Below are 18,256 nucleotides of genomic sequence, written 5' to 3'. Positions count from 1 at the left end.
GTCTTTATTTTTTTACATCTTTATAAATTTTTCCAATTAAGGTTGCAGATGTAGCATCTGTGATTTTTACAGATGCAATCCCTCCTATTTTGTAGGATTCTTTCGGGAAAACTACAACTAGATTTTGTGTATTTCTTCCATACCAATATCGATGATTTTTTTTTGATTCCCCTTCTATTAATACTTCTTGTACTTTTCCCAAGTATTCTTTCATTCTAAATGATGAGTGTTTTTTTTGTAAATCAATAATCTCTTTCAATCGTTTTTTTTTCACATCTTGAGGAACATTATCTTTAAATTTTCTATATGCATAAGTACCAGGTCTAGGAGAATAAGAAAACATATAACCGTAATTATATTGAATTTTATTCATCAAATCAATGGTATCTTTATGATCTTTTTCTTCTTCGTTGCAGAAACCAGTCATGATATCATGTGAAATAGAACATTCCGGAATTATGGATCTGATTTTATTAACTAAAGAAAGATATTTTTCACGTGTATATTTCCTGTTCATTAATTTCAGTATTTTGTTGCTTCCAGATTGAACGGGTAAATGAATATGCTTACAAATATTTGAATGTTTATGAATGACTTTCAGTACTTTATCAGACATATCATGAGGATTAGATGTAGAAAATCTTATTCTCATTAAGGGAATTTCTATAGCTAAAAGATTCAACAGTTCTGAAAAATCTATAGAAATTAACCCTTGAGTCCATCTATAAGAATCAACATTTTGTCCTAAAAGAGTAATTTCCTTATATCCATTTTGATACAAACGTTGACATTCATCAATGATATAATATGGATTACTGCTTCTTTCCCTTCCTCTGGTAAAAGGGACTATACAAAATGTACACATATTATCACATCCTCTAGTTATACTTAAAAAAGTTGTTATTTTGTTTTTTTTTAGAAATGGACTTATATCTGCATAGGTTTCGTTTTTTTGATAACTAAAGGAGAAATACTTTTGTCCAATCATAGCATGACGAATAAAATTAGATATTTCTTTATAAGAATTTGGATTGACAAAAAAATCTATCTTTTTTTCCTTTAAAAGAAGATCTTTTACTTTTTTTGACAAACATCCTATAACGCCAAATAAGGTTTTCTTCTTTTTTTTGATAAATTGTAATTGTTCCAATCTTTTTTTTAGAGTTAATTCTGCTTTTTCTCGAATAGAACAAGAATTGAATAATATTATGTTTGCTTTCTCTAGATTTTCGGACAAAAAGAAACCATCTTTGCACAAAATAGAAGTCACTATTTCGCTATCGGCGATATTCATTTGGCACCCATAGTTTTCAATGTAAAAACTTTGATTCAATTTTTCTTTCTTTTTTTCCATCACATGTAATTTTTAGTAAATAAAGATAAAAATAAAATGACATTATGTCATAAATGAAGAATTTTTTTTGCTAAAAAAATCATGTTCTTTTTTCCAGTTGATTTTTCTTTTACATTAGAGAGTTTTACTACTGAAATCCACTTTTTTTCTGGAATAGCTCTAACCATTTTTATTACAATGTTCATAGAAGGAACGCCTACATCATTAGTAAAATTGGTGCCTATTCCAAAACAAGGATTAATTTTGTTTTTGCAAAAAGAAGAAATATAAGCCACTTTGCATGGATTAAGATTATCCGAAAATATAATTTTTTTTTTGATAGGATTTATTTGAAATTTTTTGTAATGTTTTATAGCTTCTTGAACAAAAAAAATAGGATCTCCACTATCATGTCTAATACCTTGAAAAAAGTCAGAAAGTTTTTTATTAAAATTCTTAAAAAAAACTGAAGATGTATATGTATCAGATAAAGCAATTCCTAAATTTCCACTATAAATATTTAACCAATTTTCCATAGCTATACGATCTGCTATATTGAATCCATATTTTGCCGCATGAAACATAATCCATTCATGTCCTTGGGTCCCTATAGGTTTAATTGAAAAAATATGAGATAAATGGACATTACTACTTCCCATAAAAAAAGAAGATCCTTCTTCCATGAGTATTTCTAAAATCAATTTATGAACTTGATAAGAATATCTTCTTCTTGTTCCATATTCTCCAATTTTAACTTGTAAATTTTTATATTTTTTCAATTTTTCCTTAGTTAGAATTATAATTTTTTTATCAGATATCCGTTTTGATCCCGTCAATTTATAATATAACTCAGAGATAATAGCCATCAAAGGAACTTCCCATAATATCGTTCTGCTCCATAATCCTTCTATATTCATTTTTATATTTTTTCCCTTCTGATATATACTTACTTCCTTTGGATTGTATTGATATTTATTTAAAAAGTCTAAATAAGAAGAATCTAAGTAAGGACAATATTTTTCCAAATAGATTCTTTCTTCATTTGAAAGTTTTAAATAAGCCATTTTATTTAGGTTTTCTTTCAAGATTTGAACAAAATTTTTTGGAAAAGAATGTTTTCCTCTATTGATAAACTCATACTTAGCTTTTGCCGATGGAAATAATTTAATAACGGCATTTTGCATTGTAAATTTATAAAAATCATTGTCCAATATTGATGATATAATAGAAAAATTACTCATTAAAAGCGTTCTTTATAATTCATATCATAAAAAATTTTTAATTTAAGATAAAAAAATGGAAAATTTCTATTTTAACAAATAAATCAGGATTTGTAAATCTGTTTGAGTTTAAGTAGTATATTTTTCTTTTTTAGAAAAAATATTTCTCTAAATTTGCTTTTAAAACAATTTTAATATGGACAATACGAAATTATACGTAGGAAATTTATCTTATGATATGACAGAACAAGAATTAAAGAAATATTTTGAATCTATAGGGGAGGTCACTCATGCTAAGATAATTTTTGATGAATCTACATCTAACAAAAGAAGTAAAGGCTTCGGATTTATAGAAATGTCTAATGAAGAAAACGCAAAACAAGCTATAGAAAAATTAAATGGAACAGAATTTATGGGAAGAAATATTATTGTATCTGCAGCTAGACCCAGAACAAGAAAAGATTATTAGTCATATACACGCTTACATCTGTTTTTTTAAAAAAAACGATTAATGATATCTCAATATGTCAATATGAAATAACAACAATATTTAATATCACATATCAAACTAATCTATGAAAAAATTATATGGGACAGGTGTAGCGTTGGTTACTCCTTTTAAAAAGGATGAAAGAATCGACTTCAATGGACTTGAAAAACTAGTAAAATATGTTTTAGATAATGAAGTTGATTATTTGGTAGCATTGGGGACTACAGCTGAAACAGCTACTTTGAAAAAAGAAGAAAAACAAGATATTGTTGAATGCATTCAAAGTGCAAATTATAAACAACTTCCTTTAATCCTAGGAGTGGGGGGGAACAATACAAGAGATATTGTAAATCAAATAAATAGCATAAAAAACTTATCAGTTTTTTATGCTATTCTTTCAGTATCTCCTTATTATAATAGACCTTCTCAAGAAGGGATATATGAACATTTTAAATCTATTGTGAATTGTACTGAAGCCAACATAATTGTTTATAATGTTCCTAAAAGAACAGGTTCTAATGTTATGCCAGATACTGTCTTACGTTTAGCTAATAATTTTAAGAATATAATAGGAATAAAAGAAGCTTCTGGAAATGTTTTACAATCTTATAAAATTATTGAAAAAAAACCAAAAAATTTTAGTGTGATATCAGGAGATGATTTTATCACTTTGCCAGTCCTATTAGGAGGAGGAGAAAGTGTTATTTCTGTAATTGCCCAAGGTTTTCCTGATAAGGTTTCTCAAATGGTTTCTTTAGCTAGGAAGAATCAAGTAGAAAAAGCTTTTTCTATCTTTTATAAAATTATTAAAATGATAGATCTCATTTATGAAGAAGGAAATCCCACAGGGATTAAGACTCTTTTAAACATAATAGGAATATGCAATCCATATGTTAGATTACCTTTGTTAATTGGGAGTCCTTCTTTAAAAAAGAAAATGCTAAATTTATTGAAACAAATCAACTCATAGAAATTGATATTATGCTTAGCGAAAAAATACAAATAGGATTAACAAAACAATTAAATAGAGAATCAGAATCCTCTCAATTGTATTTATCTATGGCTTCTTGGGTAGAAAAAAAAGGTTTTGAAGGAATATGCGAATTTTTATATGATCATTCACATGAAGAAAGAATGCATATGTTAAAATTGATAAGATATATTAATAAGAGAGGAGGTCATGCTGTTTTGGATAACATTTTTATTAGAAAAATAACATATGGATCTTTGAAAGAATTATTTCAAATATTATTTGAACATGAAAAGAAAATTTCTAATGAGATCAATCTTTTAGTAGAATTATCTTTACAAGAAAAAGATTATTTTACATACAATTTTTTGCAATGGTATGTTGAAGAACAGATAGAAGAAGAAACTTTAAGTAAAATGATTTTAGATAAGATTGAACTAGTGGAGGAAGATAAAGGAGGATTGTATTTATTTGATAAAGACATAAAAAATTTTCATAAACAATAAAAATTGTGAATATAAAAACTATTTGTTTGATAGGAGTATTCATAACTTTTTTTGAAAGTTGTTTTCTTTTTTCAGAAAAAAAATTCGTTTTTTCAGGGAAAGAAAATGAATCGGGAGAAGAAGGTTTATTTGAAAGTGGGAAACGTCATTATTTTTCTTCTTTAAATTTTGATTTAGATCAAACAAAAACTAACAATGCAATTAACAAATTAAATCAATTTATTAGAGAATATCCTGATAGTTCAAAAATCGAGGAAGCTTATAGATTGATTAACGATTTATTAATGAAAATAGAAAGAAAAAATTATTGCATAGCTGATTCTTATTTTTTGATGCGTAGGTATCAAGCTTCTTTAATTTATTTTCAAGATTTGATGAGAGATTTTCCAGAAAGTCATTTCAAGGAAAAAGTTTTGTATAAAATATGTGTAGCTCAATATCAACTTTCTAGAAAAAAAGATTTTTTGAAATCATATAATGAATATATGAAATGTTTCCCTCATTATTCTAATGCAAAAAGATTAAAAGTTTTGTATAAAAAATTATGAATTTCTTAAGAGACATTAATCATGTTCCAATAAATACTGAGACTATAGATCGTGTAAAATTAGAAGAAAAATCAGGAAAAAACATATATGAAACCATATGCTTATTGGAAAAAATAAGTCAGAAAATCAGCAACGATATTAAGGTAGATCTGGATAACAGATTGGAAGAATTTAATCTGATGAACAAAAATAATTTGGAAGAAATTTTTGAGAATAAAGAACAAATAGAACTATCAAGATTTTATGAAAAACTTCCAAAAGTTACATCTATCTCTATTCAATATTTGTTAGACGAAAGAATAAAAACTTAATTGATTTTCTTTTTATAATCTATTAAAAATTTTTCCAAACCTATATTTGTCAATGGATGATTCAAGAGAGAATAAATAACTTTCATAGGAGAAGTGACTGCGTATATTCCAATCTTTGAGCATTCTATGATATGCAATGGATGGCGTATAGATGCTGCCAAAATCTTTGTATTAAAATGGTAGTTATCATATATGTTTTTGATTTCTCGTACCAAATCCAATCCATCATAAGACACATCATCTACTCTTCCTATGAACGGAGAAACATAACTGGCTCCAACTTTAGCTGCCAAAATAGCTTGTCCTGGAGAAAAAACGAGAGTACAATTAGTTTTAATCTTTTTATCAGAAAAATATTTAATCGCTTTGATTCCATCATGAGTTATGGGAATTTTTACAACAATTCTTGGATGTAGAAGGGAAAGTCTTTCTCCTTCTTGAATCATCTCTATATAATTAGTACTAATAACTTCTGCACTAACATCTTCTTCATCTTTAAGAAGATTACATATAGATATATAATGATCCTGAATTTCTTTTTGACTAGAAACAGATTCCTTGGAAATTAAGGATGGATTTGTTGTCACTCCATCTAATATACCAAGTGATCTTGCTTCATTAATTTCTTTTAAACTCGCTGTGTCTACAAAAAATTTCATAATCTCATTTTGAATACAAATTTAAAATATTTTTTAAAAACGAATTTTATTGTTTTTCTGTTGTGAACAAATTTTTGAGTAGAAAAATCTGTAAATTTATGAAATATCGTTTCACACATACATATTAGTCTATGCATTTTGATGTTATTATTTTAGGAAGTGGACCAGGAGGTTATGTAGCTTCCATACGTTCAGCGCAACTTGGAATGAAAACAGCTCTGATTGAAAAAGAATCTATTGGAGGTGTTTGTTTAAATTGGGGATGTATTCCTACTAAATCTCTTTTGAACAGTGCAAAAATTCTGCAATCCATAAGAAAAAATGGAAAACTTTTTGGAATAAAAAATGATCAAATCAAAATAGATTATTCTCAAATTATTGATAAAAGTAGAAATGTAGTAGAAAAGATGAGAAAAGGAATTTCATTTTTAATGAAGAAAAATGGAATTCATGTTATTCATGGAAATGCAATATTAAAAAAAGAAAAAAAAATTGAAATTTTTCAAGATGAAAAAAATGTAGGAGAATACTCTGCTTCGCATATTATTATTTCTACTGGTGCAATTCCTAAAATTGAAGATAAATTTCAATATGATGGTAAAAAAGTTATAACATATAAAGAAGCTCTTTCTTTATCTTCTTTACCAAGAAGAATGATCATTATAGGGTCTGGTTCTATAGGATTAGAATTTGCTTATTTTTATCATTCTATGGGAACACATGTTACCATTATAGAAATTTGTACAAAACTTTTTCCAAATGGAGATGATGAAATATCTGATCATTTGAAATCTTCCTTTGAAAAAATGGGAATTAAAAGTTATACATCTTCTTCTATAAGAAAGATAACTTCTTCTAAAAATGGAATAATTTTGGAAATTAAATCTTCTGTAGAAAATATTGTTTTAGAAGCGGATATAGTTCTTTACGCTATTGGAATCATACCTAATATCAAACATATTGGATTGGAAGAAATAGGAATTCAAATTGAGAAAGGATTTATCATTGTAGATGAAAATTATCGTACAAACATAGATGGATATTATGCAATTGGAGATGTCATTAAAACTCCATCTTTAGCTCATGTAGCCTCACATGAGGCAATCAACTGTATTGAAAATATAAAAGGATTAAATTGTCAAAAAATAGATTATAACAATGTTCCAAAATGTGTTTATTCTTTTCCTGAGATAGCTTCAGTAGGATATACTGAAAAAGAATCCAAAGAAAAAGGATTTCAGATTAAAGTAGCTAAATTTCCATTTAGTGCTCTTGGAAGAGCAAGAGCAGATGAAAATACTGATGGTTTTGTTAAAGTAATTTTTGATGCTAAATATGATGAATGGTTAGGGTGTCATATGATTGGAAATAATGTAACAGATTTAATTTCAGAAGTAGTCGTTGCAAGAAAATTAGAAGCAACCAGTTATGAAATTATAGGAAGTATACATCCTCATCCTTCATTGAGCGAATCTATTTTAGAATCTGTAGCTAACGCTTATGGTAGAGCTATTCATTTATAAACTATTTTTTATTACATCGCTTCTGTCCTTGTATTTCTACAATCGCTTCACATTTATTTTATTGTATACTAATCAAAAATTACCTTATTTACATCTACTCTTTCTTTGCATAAGATTCATAATTTGATTGTTTGATGATACACATAATATTGTTTGGACCACCGGGATGTGGAAAAGGAACTCAAGCTAAAATTATTGCAGCCAAATTTGGCTTATCCCACTTATCTACTGGGATGATATTCAGAAATCACATGAAGAGAAAAACAAATTTGGGAAAACTTGCTAGTTTTTATATCAATAAAGGAATATTGGTTCCTGATATGATGACTACAAATATGTTAAACATAGAAATTCAAAAACATTTTTGTGCCAAAGGAATTATTTACGATGGATATCCTAGAACAAGAAATCAAATTCTTTCTTTAGAAAAAACTTTAAAAAAATTTGTTTTGGGAACAATAAATATAATTTTCTATTTTTCTATTCAAAAAAATTTGATAATAGATAGATTATTAAAAAGAGGAAAAACTAGTCATCGTAATGATGATACAAATATTAAAACGGTTAAAAAAAGAATAGAAGAATATAACAAAGAAACTGCTTTGATTTGGAATAGTGATCCTAAATGGAAAAATAATATAATTAAATTAAATGCTTCTCTATCTGTAGAAAAAATTTCTGTTTTCATAGAAAAAGAAATAAAAAATTTGTTAAAAAAAAATTAACTCAATGAAAAATTGTTTTGTTGATTTTATAAAAATTTACTGTAAAAGTGGAGATGGTGGGTCTGGATGTATTCATTTTTATAGAGATAAACATATAGCTAGAGGAGGCCCCGACGGAGGAACAGGGGGAAAAGGTGGCAATATCCTTATTCAAGGAAATTCTCATCTTCATACTTTTTTTCATTTAAAATATAATAAACATTGGATCGCAAAATCAGGATCACCTGGAAAAGTGAATAATATCACTGGATCCAATGGAAAAGATCTATTAATAGAAGTTCCTATCGGAACTGTGGTAAAAGATGAAAAAAAAAATATAATAACAGAAATAACTAGAAACTGTGAGAAAAAAATTCTGTTTGAAGGAGGAAAAGGAGGAAAAGGGAATTATTTTTTTAAAAATTCAATAAATCAATCTCCTTATCATGCTCAACCAGGCATAAAAACAAAAGGTTATTGGATTTTTTTGGAGTTGAAAATCTTAGCAGATGTAGGATTAATAGGATTTCCAAACACTGGAAAATCAACTTTACTTTCTATGATTACAAGAGCAAAACCTAAAATAGGTGATTTTTCTTTTACTACTAAGGTCCCCCATTTAGGGGTAGTCAAGATGAATTTTGATTCTTTTTTAGTTGCAGATATTCCTGGTATTATAGAAAATGCATCTGAAGGAAAAGGTTTGGGTCATCATTTTCTTAGACATGCAGAACGAAATTCTGTTTTGTTGTTTTTAATTTCTTCAGAAACAAAAAATAAAAGACAAGAGTATTTAATTTTGTTAAACGAACTCAATAAATTTAACTCAAATTTTTTAAATAAAAAACGTTTGTTAGCAATTTCTAAATCGGATTTAATTGATGATAAAAAAAAAGACAAAATAAGAGAAATATTTTTAACTTTAAAAGAAGATATTATTTTTATTTCTTCTTTTACAAAAGAAGGATTAATAGAATTGAAAAAAAAATTGTGGAAATTAATTAAAAGTATTCATTGATAATAATTTAATTTTTTCATTACAATGTCTTTATCTATATTCAAAACGGAATGAATATTTTCTATATCATACATATAATCCAAAAATATTTTCTCACAAAAAGTCCGTAACCCTCTTGCTCCAATACCAAGTTGAAAAGTTTTATCTACTATGATATCCAAAGCTTCATCTGTTATATTCATAGATATATTATCCATATTAAATAATTTTTGATACTGTTTGATTAAAGAGTTTTTGGGAGTCAACAGAATTTTTTTCAACATTTTTTTATTCAATGGATTTAAATAAGTGGTGACAGGAAATCGACCTACCAGTTCTGGTATTAATCCAAAATGTTTTAAATCTGCAGCAATAATATTTTTTAGATAATTTTTATCATTATTTTTTTCTCTTTTTTCTTGAGTTAAAAAACCTATAGAAATTTGTTTTATTCTATCAGAAACAATTTTTTCTATGCCATCAAATGTTCCTCCAGCTATAAATAATATGTTTTCAGTATTGATTTGTATCATTTTTTGGTCTGGATGTTTTCTTCCTCCTTGTGGAGGGACATTGATCACTGATCCTTCTAATATTTTAAGTAATGCTTGTTGTACTCCTTCTCCAGAAACATCTCTAGTAATAGAAGGATTATTGCTTTTTCTGGATATTTTATCTATTTCATCTAGAAAAATAATTCCTTTTTCAGCATAACTTATATCATAATTAACTGACTGTAATAATCTTGTCAAAATGGATTCTACATCCTCTCCCACATATCCAGCTTCAGTTAAAGTAGTAGCATCTGCTATAGCAAAAGGAACTTTCAAAAGTTTTGATATACTTTTCGCTAGTAAAGTTTTTCCTGTTCCGGTATTTCCAATTAATAATATATTGGATTTTTCTATTTCTACATCTTGATTTTCTGAATTACTCTGATGTATTCTTTTATAATGATTGTATACAGCAACGGAAATAATTTTTTTGGCTTCATTTTGTCCTACTACATACTTATCTAAAAAAGATTTGATTTCTTTAGGTTTTTTTATTTGTATCTGTGCAGATTCATTTTTTTTTTTTTCAATATTTTTAGACCAAAATTTTCTATGAATTATGGAATAAGTTTTTTCTATACAAAAATTACAGATATGTCCGCTGATACCCGATACAAGAAAAGTAATATCATTTTTTTTTCTTCCACAAAAATTACATGTCAATGAGTCTTCCATAAATTTTTATTCCATCTTCCATATATATGGAGCAAGCTTAACTACATCACATCGCTACAACCTTATTACCTTTGCTGTGTTCCCACCCTGGAGGATTCATAGGGAGCTGATTGTGTAGAACTTGCTCCAAATTTGGTAAATATAAAAAAAAAATCATAAATTCTCATTTTTCTAAATGAAAATTCACATTCTGTGAAATAAAAATTTTTCGTGATTATTGATTCATATCATAATTAAAACTTATTCATATTATTTCATTTTTATTTTTATGATGGAAGCAAAATATATTTTTGTTACAGGAGGAGTCTCCTCTTCTTTGGGGAAAGGAATCGTTTCCGCTTCATTAGGTCTGCTATTGAAAGCTAGAGGGTATAAAGTTTCAATTTTGAAACTTGATCCTTATTTCAATATAGATCCAGGAACTTTAAACCCTTATGAACATGGAGAGTGTTTTGTTACTAAAGATGGAGCAGAAACAGATTTGGATTTAGGACATTATGAGCGATTTTTAAACCAACCCACTACCAAAGAAAATAATGTTACATCTGGATTGATATATAAAACAGTTATAGATAACGAAAGAAAAGGAAATTACTTGGGAAAAACAGTGCAGGTCATTCCTCACATTACAAATGAAATTAAAAGACGTATTAAAATACTAGGAGAATCAAATAGTTACGATATTATTATTACTGAAATAGGAGGAACAGTGGGGGATATAGAAAGTTTGCCATATATTGAATCAGTCCGTCAATTAAAGTGGGAATTAGGAAAATTCAATGGATTAGTAATTCATTTAACATTACTACCACATATTGCAGTTACTGGAGAAATCAAAACGAAACCAACACAACACTCTGTTCGTAATTTAATGGAAAATGGAATACAAGCAGATATTATTGTCTGTAGAACAGAAAAACATATATCTAAAGAAATTAGAGAAAAATTAGCTTTGTTTTGCAATGTAAAGCAGAAACATGTTATAGAATCAATTGATACTAAAATCATATACGAGATTCCTTGTTTATTGCATTTTCAAAATTTCGATAAGGTTGTATTAAATCATTTAAATTTATCTACTGTTATTTCTCCTAATTTAAAAAAATGGAAAATTTTTATAAAAAAATATAAAAATCCAAAATATGAAACTAAAATAGCATTAGTTGGAAAATATGTTTCTTTACATGATTCTTATAAATCAATCACTGAAGCATTAATTCATGCAGGAACGGAAAATGAAACTTACGTTAATATAAAATGGATTTATTCGGAAATGATAAAAGAAAAAAACATAAAAAAATATTTTAAGGGAATTTCAGGAATTTTAGTTGCTCCAGGATTTGGAAATAGAGGAATAGAAGGAAAAATTCTTGCAGCAAAGTATGCAAGAGAGAACAAAATTCCATTTTTTGGGATCTGTTTAGGAATGCAAATTGCTGTAATAGAATTTGCTAGAAATGTTTTAGGTTTAGAAAAAGCAGAAAGTTACGAAACAAATCCATATACTTCTCATCCAGTAATCTGTTTAATGGAGAAACAAAAAAAACAAACTCACAAAGGAGGAACTATGCGTTTAGGAAACTGGAAATGTTCCCTTGTAGAAGGGTCTAAAATATTTTCTATTTATAGAGGAAAAAAAGAGGTTTTAGAAAGACATCGTCATAGATATGAATTTAATAATAATTACTTAGAATATTTTTCTAATGCTGGTATGAAAGCTGTCGGTATCAATCCAGATACAGGTTTAGTAGAAGCAATTGAGTTAGAAAATCATATTTTTTTCTTGGGAGTTCAATATCATCCAGAATATCAGAGTACAGTAACTAATCCACATCCTTTGTTCACAAATTTTGTAAAAGTTTCCAAAAATTATAAATTTTTTGATTATCAGAATTCTTCTTATATATGAAGGATAAAAATTTAGATTATAGTTCTATGATAGGACTATTTCTTATATTGTTGATTTTAACGATTTTCACGTATTTTAATAAAGAAAAAGAATACAAAGTAAATAAAAAATTTTTTGATCGGAAAAAAGTTCTTCTTTTTGAAAAGAAAAAAAAAGAAAAAAATAATTTTTTTTTATTGGAAAATAATGTTTTAAGACTAAAAATATCTAATGTAGGTGGAATAATAAGTGAAGTCTTTTTAAAAAAATATAAATCATATGATACTTCATTGTCATATCATGCAAGAAATCTTTATTTAGTAAAAAATTCTAGTTTTTTATACAAAATGTCCTTTTCTAACAAAGAAGGATTAAATATTGATACAAAAAATTTATTTTTTCAACCTTTTTCATTGAAAAACCAAAAAAAAGGAATTAAAATTCTTATAATGAGAGCTAAAAATCCTTATGGGAAAGGATTTTTAGATTATATATATACAATTGGAATAGAAAATCAATATGATATTGGTTTTTCCGTACGGACAACAAATTTTTATCCTTTTAGAAAATTAGTTTCTATCAATTTAGAGCAAAAAATTTTATCTCTGGAAAAGGATAGAAATTGGGAAAATTCTTATACTCAAGCTTATTATTCTGTTTTTAATAAAAATTCAGCATCTGTAAAATATTTATCCGAAAAAAAGACAGAAGAAAAAAATATATCTAACATAAATTGGATTGCTTATAAACAACAATTTTTTGCTTCTATATTCATTCCGGAAAAAATATTTAAAAACACTTTTGTCCAATCAGAAAATTTTTCTTCAGGAAGTTTTCTAAAGAAAATTCAATTCAAAACATTTATAAATACGAAAAAAAATGAAGAATTTCACTTTTCTTTTCGTTTCTATTTTGGTCCTTTAGATTTTAATTTATTAAAAGAATATAAAAACGGATTTGAAAATATTATTCCATTTGGATGGGGTTTTTTAAAGTGGATTAATAAATATTTTTTTCTGATAATTTTTCAATTTCTGGAAAAAACAAATTTAAATTATGGTGTTATTATTATTTTGATGACCATAGTCGTAAAACTTATATTATCTCCAATTACTTACAAACAATATAAATTAAGCGCTATAATGAAATTAATTCGTCCGGAAATAGAAGAATTAAACAATAGATATAAAAATAATGAAGATGCTTTTAAGAAACAAAGAGTTATGATGGAATTGTATAGTAAAGTAGGCATTAATCCAATGTCTGGATGTCTTTCTACATTATTTCAAATTCCTATTTTTTACTCATTATTTAAATTTTTTCCTACTATAATTAATTTGAGAGGAAAATCTTTTTTATGGGTAGAAGATCTTACTTCATATGATTCAATTCTTGAATTGCCTTTTTTTATTCCTTTTTACGGAAATCATGTGAGTTTGCTCACTTTATTATATTCATTCGCATTACTAGTTTACACAAAATTAAGTAATAATGGGAAAAAAGACTTTTCTCAAGATGAAAATAGTTCTATTCCCGATATGAATTTCATATTGTATTTGATGCCTATTATTATGTTATTATTTATAAATAGTTACGCTTCTGCATTATCTCTGTATTATTTTACTTCTAATATGATCAATATTGGTTTTTTCTTTTTTATCAAGGAATTTATGTTGAATGAGAAGAAAATTCTTATGAAAATTCAAGAGAAAAAACTGATAAAACATAGTCAAAAAACAATTCAATAATAGAAAAAAAAATTATTCAATAAATTTGATTTCTTTTTGACAGAAAGAATAAAATTTATTGTTGAATTCAATGATTAGAAAACCTTCATCTGTTATAGATCGTATTGTTCCTTTAACAAAATTATTTATTTTGTAAATATAAAAAAGAGAAATTTTATCTTTCAAATAAAGATGATTGATATAATATTCTCGTACAAAATTTTCTCCGTGAATCATAAAAAGAGAATATTCTTTTTGAATAGAATATATAATGTTATAAAAAAGATGGTCTAATTCAAAATTCATATTAAAAATTTTCTTCAAAGAAGAAGCATTCCATTCTTTTTCAAACTTTGTTTGATGAACATTTAAACCGATTCCAATAATAGAAGTATGAATTTTTTTTAGAAAAATACTATTTTCTATTAAAATACCTCCTATTTTTTTACTGCATGAAATAATATCGTTAGGCCATTTAATCCAAAAATTTTTTTTTATTATTTTTAATAAAGTTTTATGAATAGCATTGCTTGTGATAACATTGATCATGTATTTTTTATTGACTGGAAAAGAATTGATAGGTCTAAAAATGATACTGAAAGTTAAGTTTTTACCTTTTTCCGTGTACCATAAATTATTACTCACTCCTATTCCTTTAGTTTGATTCATGGACCAGATAATTATCCAATTTTTTTTTTATAACTATATTTCCTTGCATATTGATTTGTAGAATTAACTTCTTGTAATAGAACTAAATTTATAGGCCAAATAAGTTTTTTCAAAATGTTTTATATTGGAAAATTTAACTTCTTTAAAGTGAAAACCTTATTTTTGTTTTTTGAAATTTAAAAAAAGAAATACTTATAAATTTAATTAAAAAACAATTTTCGTTTTGTTGCTAAAAAAAATCATAGAAGGGATTCAAATGGTTAAAGGAAAAAATATATCTATTATAAACTTGAAAAATAGAGAAAATTTTATTTGTGATTATTTTGTCATTTGTAACGGTAATTCTCATAATCAAGTTTATGCCATTTCACAATCTATAGAAAGAACTACAATTAAACAATTACAGAAAAAACCTTGGCATATAGAAGGATTAAAAATGAGAGAGTGGGTATTGGTAGATTATATTTCTATTGTAGTCCATGTTTTTCAAAAAGAAGTAAGATTGCATTATGATATAGAAAGTCTTTGGAATCAAAACTAATAACAGAAAATTTGGTTTTTATTTAAATTAAATAATGAAGAAAACACCTATATGATAGATAAAAAAGCCAAAGGCAAAAATAATTTTTTTTGGGTATATGCAGTCATATTTGCTATATTTATTGGAATATTTTTTTTTAAATCTTCTTTTTCGTATCCTAGAAAAATAGATCAGGATACTTTTTTTGATATTTTATCAAAAGGGAATGTTCAAAAGATTATAATTAAACATAGAGAAATAGTACATGTTTATTTAAAAAAAGTTAATGGAACAAGAATTACTACTCCTACTAAAAATGAGAATGAAAAAAGGTTTATTACGGAACTGTTACAGTACGAGTTTGAAATAGGAGATTTGCAATTTTTTCAGAAAAAATTTGAAGAATATAAAAAAAAGTATAATCTGAATACCATTATTGATTTTAAAAATCAACAAGAATATACAATAACTAAATTTTTCTTTGATTATGGCATATTTTTCATATTATTAGTAATTTTTTGGGTTTTTCTTTTTAGAAAAATAGGTTCTACAGGAGGAGGCCCCGGAGGTCAAATATTTAATATAGGAAAATCTAGAGCTAGATTATTTGATGAAAATGATAATGTAAAAATTACATTTAAAGATGTAGCAGGATTAGAAGGAGCAAAAGAAGAAGTTCAAGAAATAGTAGAATTTTTAAAAAGTCCTCAAAAATATACTAAACTTGGAGGAAAAATACCTAAAGGGGCTTTATTAATAGGTCCTCCAGGTACAGGAAAAACTTTGCTAGCAAAAGCAGTAGCTGGAGAAGCTAAAGTTCCATTTTTTTCTTTATCAGGTTCAGATTTTGTAGAAATGTTCGTAGGAGTAGGGGCTTCTCGAGTAAGAGATTTGTTTGAGAAAGCTAAAGAGAAATCTCCATGTATAATATTTATTGATGAAATTGATGCTATAGGAAGAGCTAGAGGAAAAAGCAGTATAGCTGGATCGAATGATGAAAGAGAAAATACTTTGAATCAATTGTTAACAGAAATGGATGGGTTTGGAACTCATACCAATGTAATTGTATTGGCAGCAACAAATAGATCAGATATTTTGGACAAAGCATTGCTTCGTCCTGGTCGTTTTGATCGGACTATATTAGTTGATCCTCCTGAATTAAATGAAAGGAAAGAAATATTTAAAGTTCATCTCCAAAGATTAGTATTATCTAATAATGTGGATACAGATTTTTTAGCTAGGCAAACTCCAGGTTTTAGTGGTGCAGATATAGCAAATGTTTGTAACGAATCTGCACTTATTGCAGCAAGAAAAGATAGATCTAGAATAGAAAATCAAGATTTTCTAGATGCGATAGATCGTATTATAGGAGGTTTAGAAAAAAAGAATAAGATTATCAAACCAAATGAAAAAAAACGAATAGCCTATCATGAAGCTGGACATGCTACAATAAGTTGGTTGCTGGAACACGCGGCACCTTTAGTCAAGGTGACCATAGTTCCAAGAGGAAGATCTTTGGGATCTGCATGGTATCTTCCAGAAGAAAGACAATTGACTACTCCAGAACAAATGAAAGATGAAATTTGTGCCTTATTAGCAGGAAGATCAGCAGAAGAAATCATTTTCAGTAGTATATCTACCGGAGCGTTAAATGATTTGGAAAGAGTGACTAAGCAAGCGCAATCTATGGTAGCTATTTTCGGTTTAAATGAAAGAATTGGAAATATTTCTTATTATGATTCTACAGGACAAAATGAATTTTCTTTTTCTAAACCTTATAGTGAAAAAACAGCTCAGATTATAGATGAAGAAATATCGAAAATTATAACGGAACAATATCAAAGAGCTAAAAAAATATTGAAAAATAATGAAAAAAAATTATCTATGTTAGCTAATGAACTCTTGGAAAAAGAAGTTATCTTTAGAGAAGATTTGAAAAAAATATTTGGTGAGAGACCTTATCCTGATGAAATTGGAGATATATTAGGCAATATTTCCTCATCCTGATGAAATTGGAGGTATATTAGGAAAAATGTTTACTACTCTTAATTGATTATTATCATTATAAAAAAACTTAATGAATGAAAAGAAAGAAAGACTTAGACTTTCTAATAAGACTCTTCACCGGTTTTGTTTATGTTGTTTTGATTATTTTTTCTATTGAAAAAGGAGAAAAGATTTTCAGAATCGTAATGATGATATTATCTTTTCTTTGTTTATTCGAATTTTTGATTATATCAGGAACTGATATAATTTTAATTAAAGTAGCTTCTTTGTTTTTTTTATTTCCCATTTTAATGGATATTTTCACAAAAAAAGGACTTATTCCATATATCATATGTTTCATTCCTTATTCTATAATTTTTTTCATTATTCAACTCTTCTCTAAAAAATATTCTCATCGAGAAAAAATAACACAAGTCAGTCATTTAATTTTTGGTTTTGTCTATATTATAATTCCTTTTTATTTAGCTTCTTACATATATAGTAACATTTATCATGGGAAAGAATTGATTTTAGGTATTTTTATTTTAATATGGACAAATGACACTTTATCCTATTTAATTGGAAGAAAATGGGGAAAGAGAAAAATAGCTATGTCTATTTCTCCAAAAAAATCTGTAGAAGGTTTTATTGGAGGCTTATTATTTTGTTTAATATTGGGTTTTTTTCTGTATAAAATATGGGGTGAAAAATATTGGGGCGTTCTAGCTTTTATGGTCCCTATTTTTTCTACAATTGGAGACCTTGTAGAATCTACTATTAAAAGATCTTATAACGTAAAAAATTCTGGAATTTGGTTTCCTGGACATGGTGGATTTTTAGATAGGTTGGATAGTTTTATTTTTGTTATTCCAATTATAGCTACAATAGTTATTAGTGTAGTCTATCTATTTTAAAAGAATCTTAATATGATTCATAAAGAAGGAGTTTTATTTTTAGTTTATGCTTTTATAACAAT

At 26.5% G+C, this 18,256-nt stretch carries 18 protein-coding genes and 1 other RNA gene; 13 read left to right on the top strand and 6 right to left on the bottom strand.

Going from position 1 to position 18,256, the window contains the following annotated elements:
• Window positions 1-4: 4 nt before the first annotated feature.
• Both miaB and pncB read right to left on the bottom strand, forming a co-directional pair.
• The gene (gene miaB / locus H0H68_RS02185) at window positions 5-1,354 is read right to left on the bottom strand and encodes a tRNA (N6-isopentenyl adenosine(37)-C2)-methylthiotransferase MiaB (RefSeq protein WP_185853178.1); all 1,350 of its coding nucleotides are present in this window, start codon (window positions 1,352-1,354) and stop codon (window positions 5-7) included.
• Window positions 1,355-1,401: 47 nt separating this feature from the next.
• On the bottom strand, window positions 1,402-2,574 hold the full coding sequence (gene pncB / locus H0H68_RS02180; protein ID WP_185853177.1) for a nicotinate phosphoribosyltransferase: 1,173 nt from the start codon (window positions 2,572-2,574) through the stop codon (window positions 1,402-1,404).
• A 175-nt stretch (window positions 2,575-2,749) separates the two neighbouring features.
• Between pncB and H0H68_RS02175 the strand changes: the two genes are divergently transcribed.
• The 5 genes from H0H68_RS02175 to H0H68_RS02155 all read left to right on the top strand — a co-directional run bounded on the left by H0H68_RS02175 (window position 2,750) and on the right by H0H68_RS02155 (window position 5,378).
• Window positions 2,750-3,022, top strand: a complete 273-nt coding sequence (locus tag H0H68_RS02175) for an RNA recognition motif domain-containing protein (RefSeq protein ID WP_012840746.1) — start codon at window positions 2,750-2,752, stop codon at window positions 3,020-3,022.
• 106 nt (window positions 3,023-3,128) lie between these two features.
• Window positions 3,129-4,013, top strand: a complete 885-nt coding sequence (gene dapA / locus H0H68_RS02170; protein WP_185853176.1) for a 4-hydroxy-tetrahydrodipicolinate synthase — start codon at window positions 3,129-3,131, stop codon at window positions 4,011-4,013.
• A gap of 11 nt (window positions 4,014-4,024) precedes the next feature.
• Window positions 4,025-4,519, top strand: coding sequence for a ferritin (locus H0H68_RS02165; protein ID WP_185853175.1), 495 nt, complete (start codon window positions 4,025-4,027; stop codon window positions 4,517-4,519).
• A 5-nt stretch (window positions 4,520-4,524) separates the two neighbouring features.
• A complete protein-coding gene (locus tag H0H68_RS02160) occupies window positions 4,525-5,067 on the top strand; it encodes an outer membrane protein assembly factor BamD (protein WP_185853174.1) in 543 nt (180 codons plus the stop codon).
• Window positions 5,064-5,378, top strand: a complete 315-nt coding sequence (locus H0H68_RS02155; protein ID WP_185853173.1) for a hypothetical protein — start codon at window positions 5,064-5,066, stop codon at window positions 5,376-5,378. Before H0H68_RS02160 ends, H0H68_RS02155 begins: the two co-directional genes overlap by 4 nt.
• Here H0H68_RS02155 and fsa read toward each other — a convergent pair.
• Window positions 5,375-6,037, bottom strand: coding sequence for a fructose-6-phosphate aldolase (gene fsa / locus H0H68_RS02150; RefSeq protein WP_185853172.1), 663 nt, complete (start codon window positions 6,035-6,037; stop codon window positions 5,375-5,377). The genes H0H68_RS02155 and fsa overlap by 4 nt on opposite strands.
• A gap of 131 nt (window positions 6,038-6,168) precedes the next feature.
• Here fsa and lpdA point away from each other — a divergent pair, with 131 nt between their 5' ends.
• From lpdA to obgE, 3 genes are all read left to right on the top strand, one after another.
• The gene (gene lpdA, locus H0H68_RS02145; RefSeq protein ID WP_185853171.1) at window positions 6,169-7,560 is read left to right on the top strand and encodes a dihydrolipoyl dehydrogenase; all 1,392 of its coding nucleotides are present in this window, start codon (window positions 6,169-6,171) and stop codon (window positions 7,558-7,560) included.
• 134 nt (window positions 7,561-7,694) lie between these two features.
• Entirely contained in the window at window positions 7,695-8,285 is a 591-nt protein-coding gene (locus tag H0H68_RS02140; RefSeq protein ID WP_185853170.1) for an adenylate kinase family protein, read from the top strand.
• Window positions 8,286-8,289: 4 nt separating this feature from the next.
• On the top strand, window positions 8,290-9,282 hold the full coding sequence (gene obgE / locus H0H68_RS02135) for a GTPase ObgE (protein ID WP_185853169.1): 993 nt from the start codon (window positions 8,290-8,292) through the stop codon (window positions 9,280-9,282).
• On the opposite strand, the gene clpX is transcribed toward obgE, so the two are convergent.
• Window positions 9,276-10,490 (bottom strand): ATP-dependent Clp protease ATP-binding subunit ClpX, encoded by a 1,215-nt coding sequence (gene clpX / locus H0H68_RS02130; protein WP_185853168.1) that lies wholly within the window; start codon window positions 10,488-10,490, stop codon window positions 9,276-9,278. The genes obgE and clpX overlap by 7 nt on opposite strands.
• 26 nt (window positions 10,491-10,516) lie before the next feature.
• Window positions 10,517-10,617, bottom strand: an RNA gene (ffs, locus tag H0H68_RS02125) — signal recognition particle sRNA small type.
• 144 nt (window positions 10,618-10,761) lie between these two features.
• Here ffs and H0H68_RS02120 point away from each other — a divergent pair.
• Together H0H68_RS02120 and yidC are read left to right on the top strand one after the other, a co-directional pair.
• On the top strand, window positions 10,762-12,399 hold the full coding sequence (locus tag H0H68_RS02120; protein WP_185853640.1) for a CTP synthase: 1,638 nt from the start codon (window positions 10,762-10,764) through the stop codon (window positions 12,397-12,399).
• Window positions 12,396-14,126: a membrane protein insertase YidC gene (gene yidC, locus H0H68_RS02115; RefSeq protein WP_185853167.1), complete on the top strand. Its 1,731-nt coding sequence runs from the start codon at window positions 12,396-12,398 to the stop codon at window positions 14,124-14,126. Before H0H68_RS02120 ends, yidC begins: the two co-directional genes overlap by 4 nt.
• Window positions 14,127-14,138: 12 nt before the next feature.
• On the opposite strand, the gene H0H68_RS02110 is transcribed toward yidC, so the two are convergent.
• On the bottom strand, window positions 14,139-14,774 hold the full coding sequence (locus H0H68_RS02110; RefSeq protein WP_238783936.1) for a biotin--[acetyl-CoA-carboxylase] ligase: 636 nt from the start codon (window positions 14,772-14,774) through the stop codon (window positions 14,139-14,141).
• A gap of 223 nt (window positions 14,775-14,997) precedes the next feature.
• Between H0H68_RS02110 and rsfS the strand changes: the two genes are divergently transcribed.
• The 3 genes from rsfS to H0H68_RS02095 all read left to right on the top strand — a co-directional run bounded on the left by rsfS (window position 14,998) and on the right by H0H68_RS02095 (window position 18,194).
• Window positions 14,998-15,315 carry a ribosome silencing factor gene (rsfS, locus tag H0H68_RS02105; RefSeq protein ID WP_185853166.1) on the top strand — a complete coding sequence of 106 codons (318 nt, stop codon included), beginning with the start codon at window positions 14,998-15,000 and terminating at the stop codon, window positions 15,313-15,315.
• Between the two features lie 51 nt (window positions 15,316-15,366).
• Entirely contained in the window at window positions 15,367-17,301 is a 1,935-nt protein-coding gene (ftsH, locus tag H0H68_RS02100; RefSeq protein ID WP_185853165.1) for an ATP-dependent zinc metalloprotease FtsH, read from the top strand.
• A gap of 74 nt (window positions 17,302-17,375) precedes the next feature.
• Window positions 17,376-18,194, top strand: coding sequence for a phosphatidate cytidylyltransferase (locus tag H0H68_RS02095; RefSeq protein ID WP_185853164.1), 819 nt, complete (start codon window positions 17,376-17,378; stop codon window positions 18,192-18,194).
• The last annotated feature ends 62 nt before the right edge of the window (window positions 18,195-18,256 follow it).

It is taken from the genome of Blattabacterium cuenoti (assembly GCF_014251555.1).
GTDB lineage: Bacteria > Bacteroidota > Bacteroidia > Flavobacteriales > Blattabacteriaceae > Blattabacterium > Blattabacterium cuenoti_P.
Note: the sequence above shows the minus strand (reverse complement) of the source record. Positions and strands in the feature narration are given on the sequence as shown.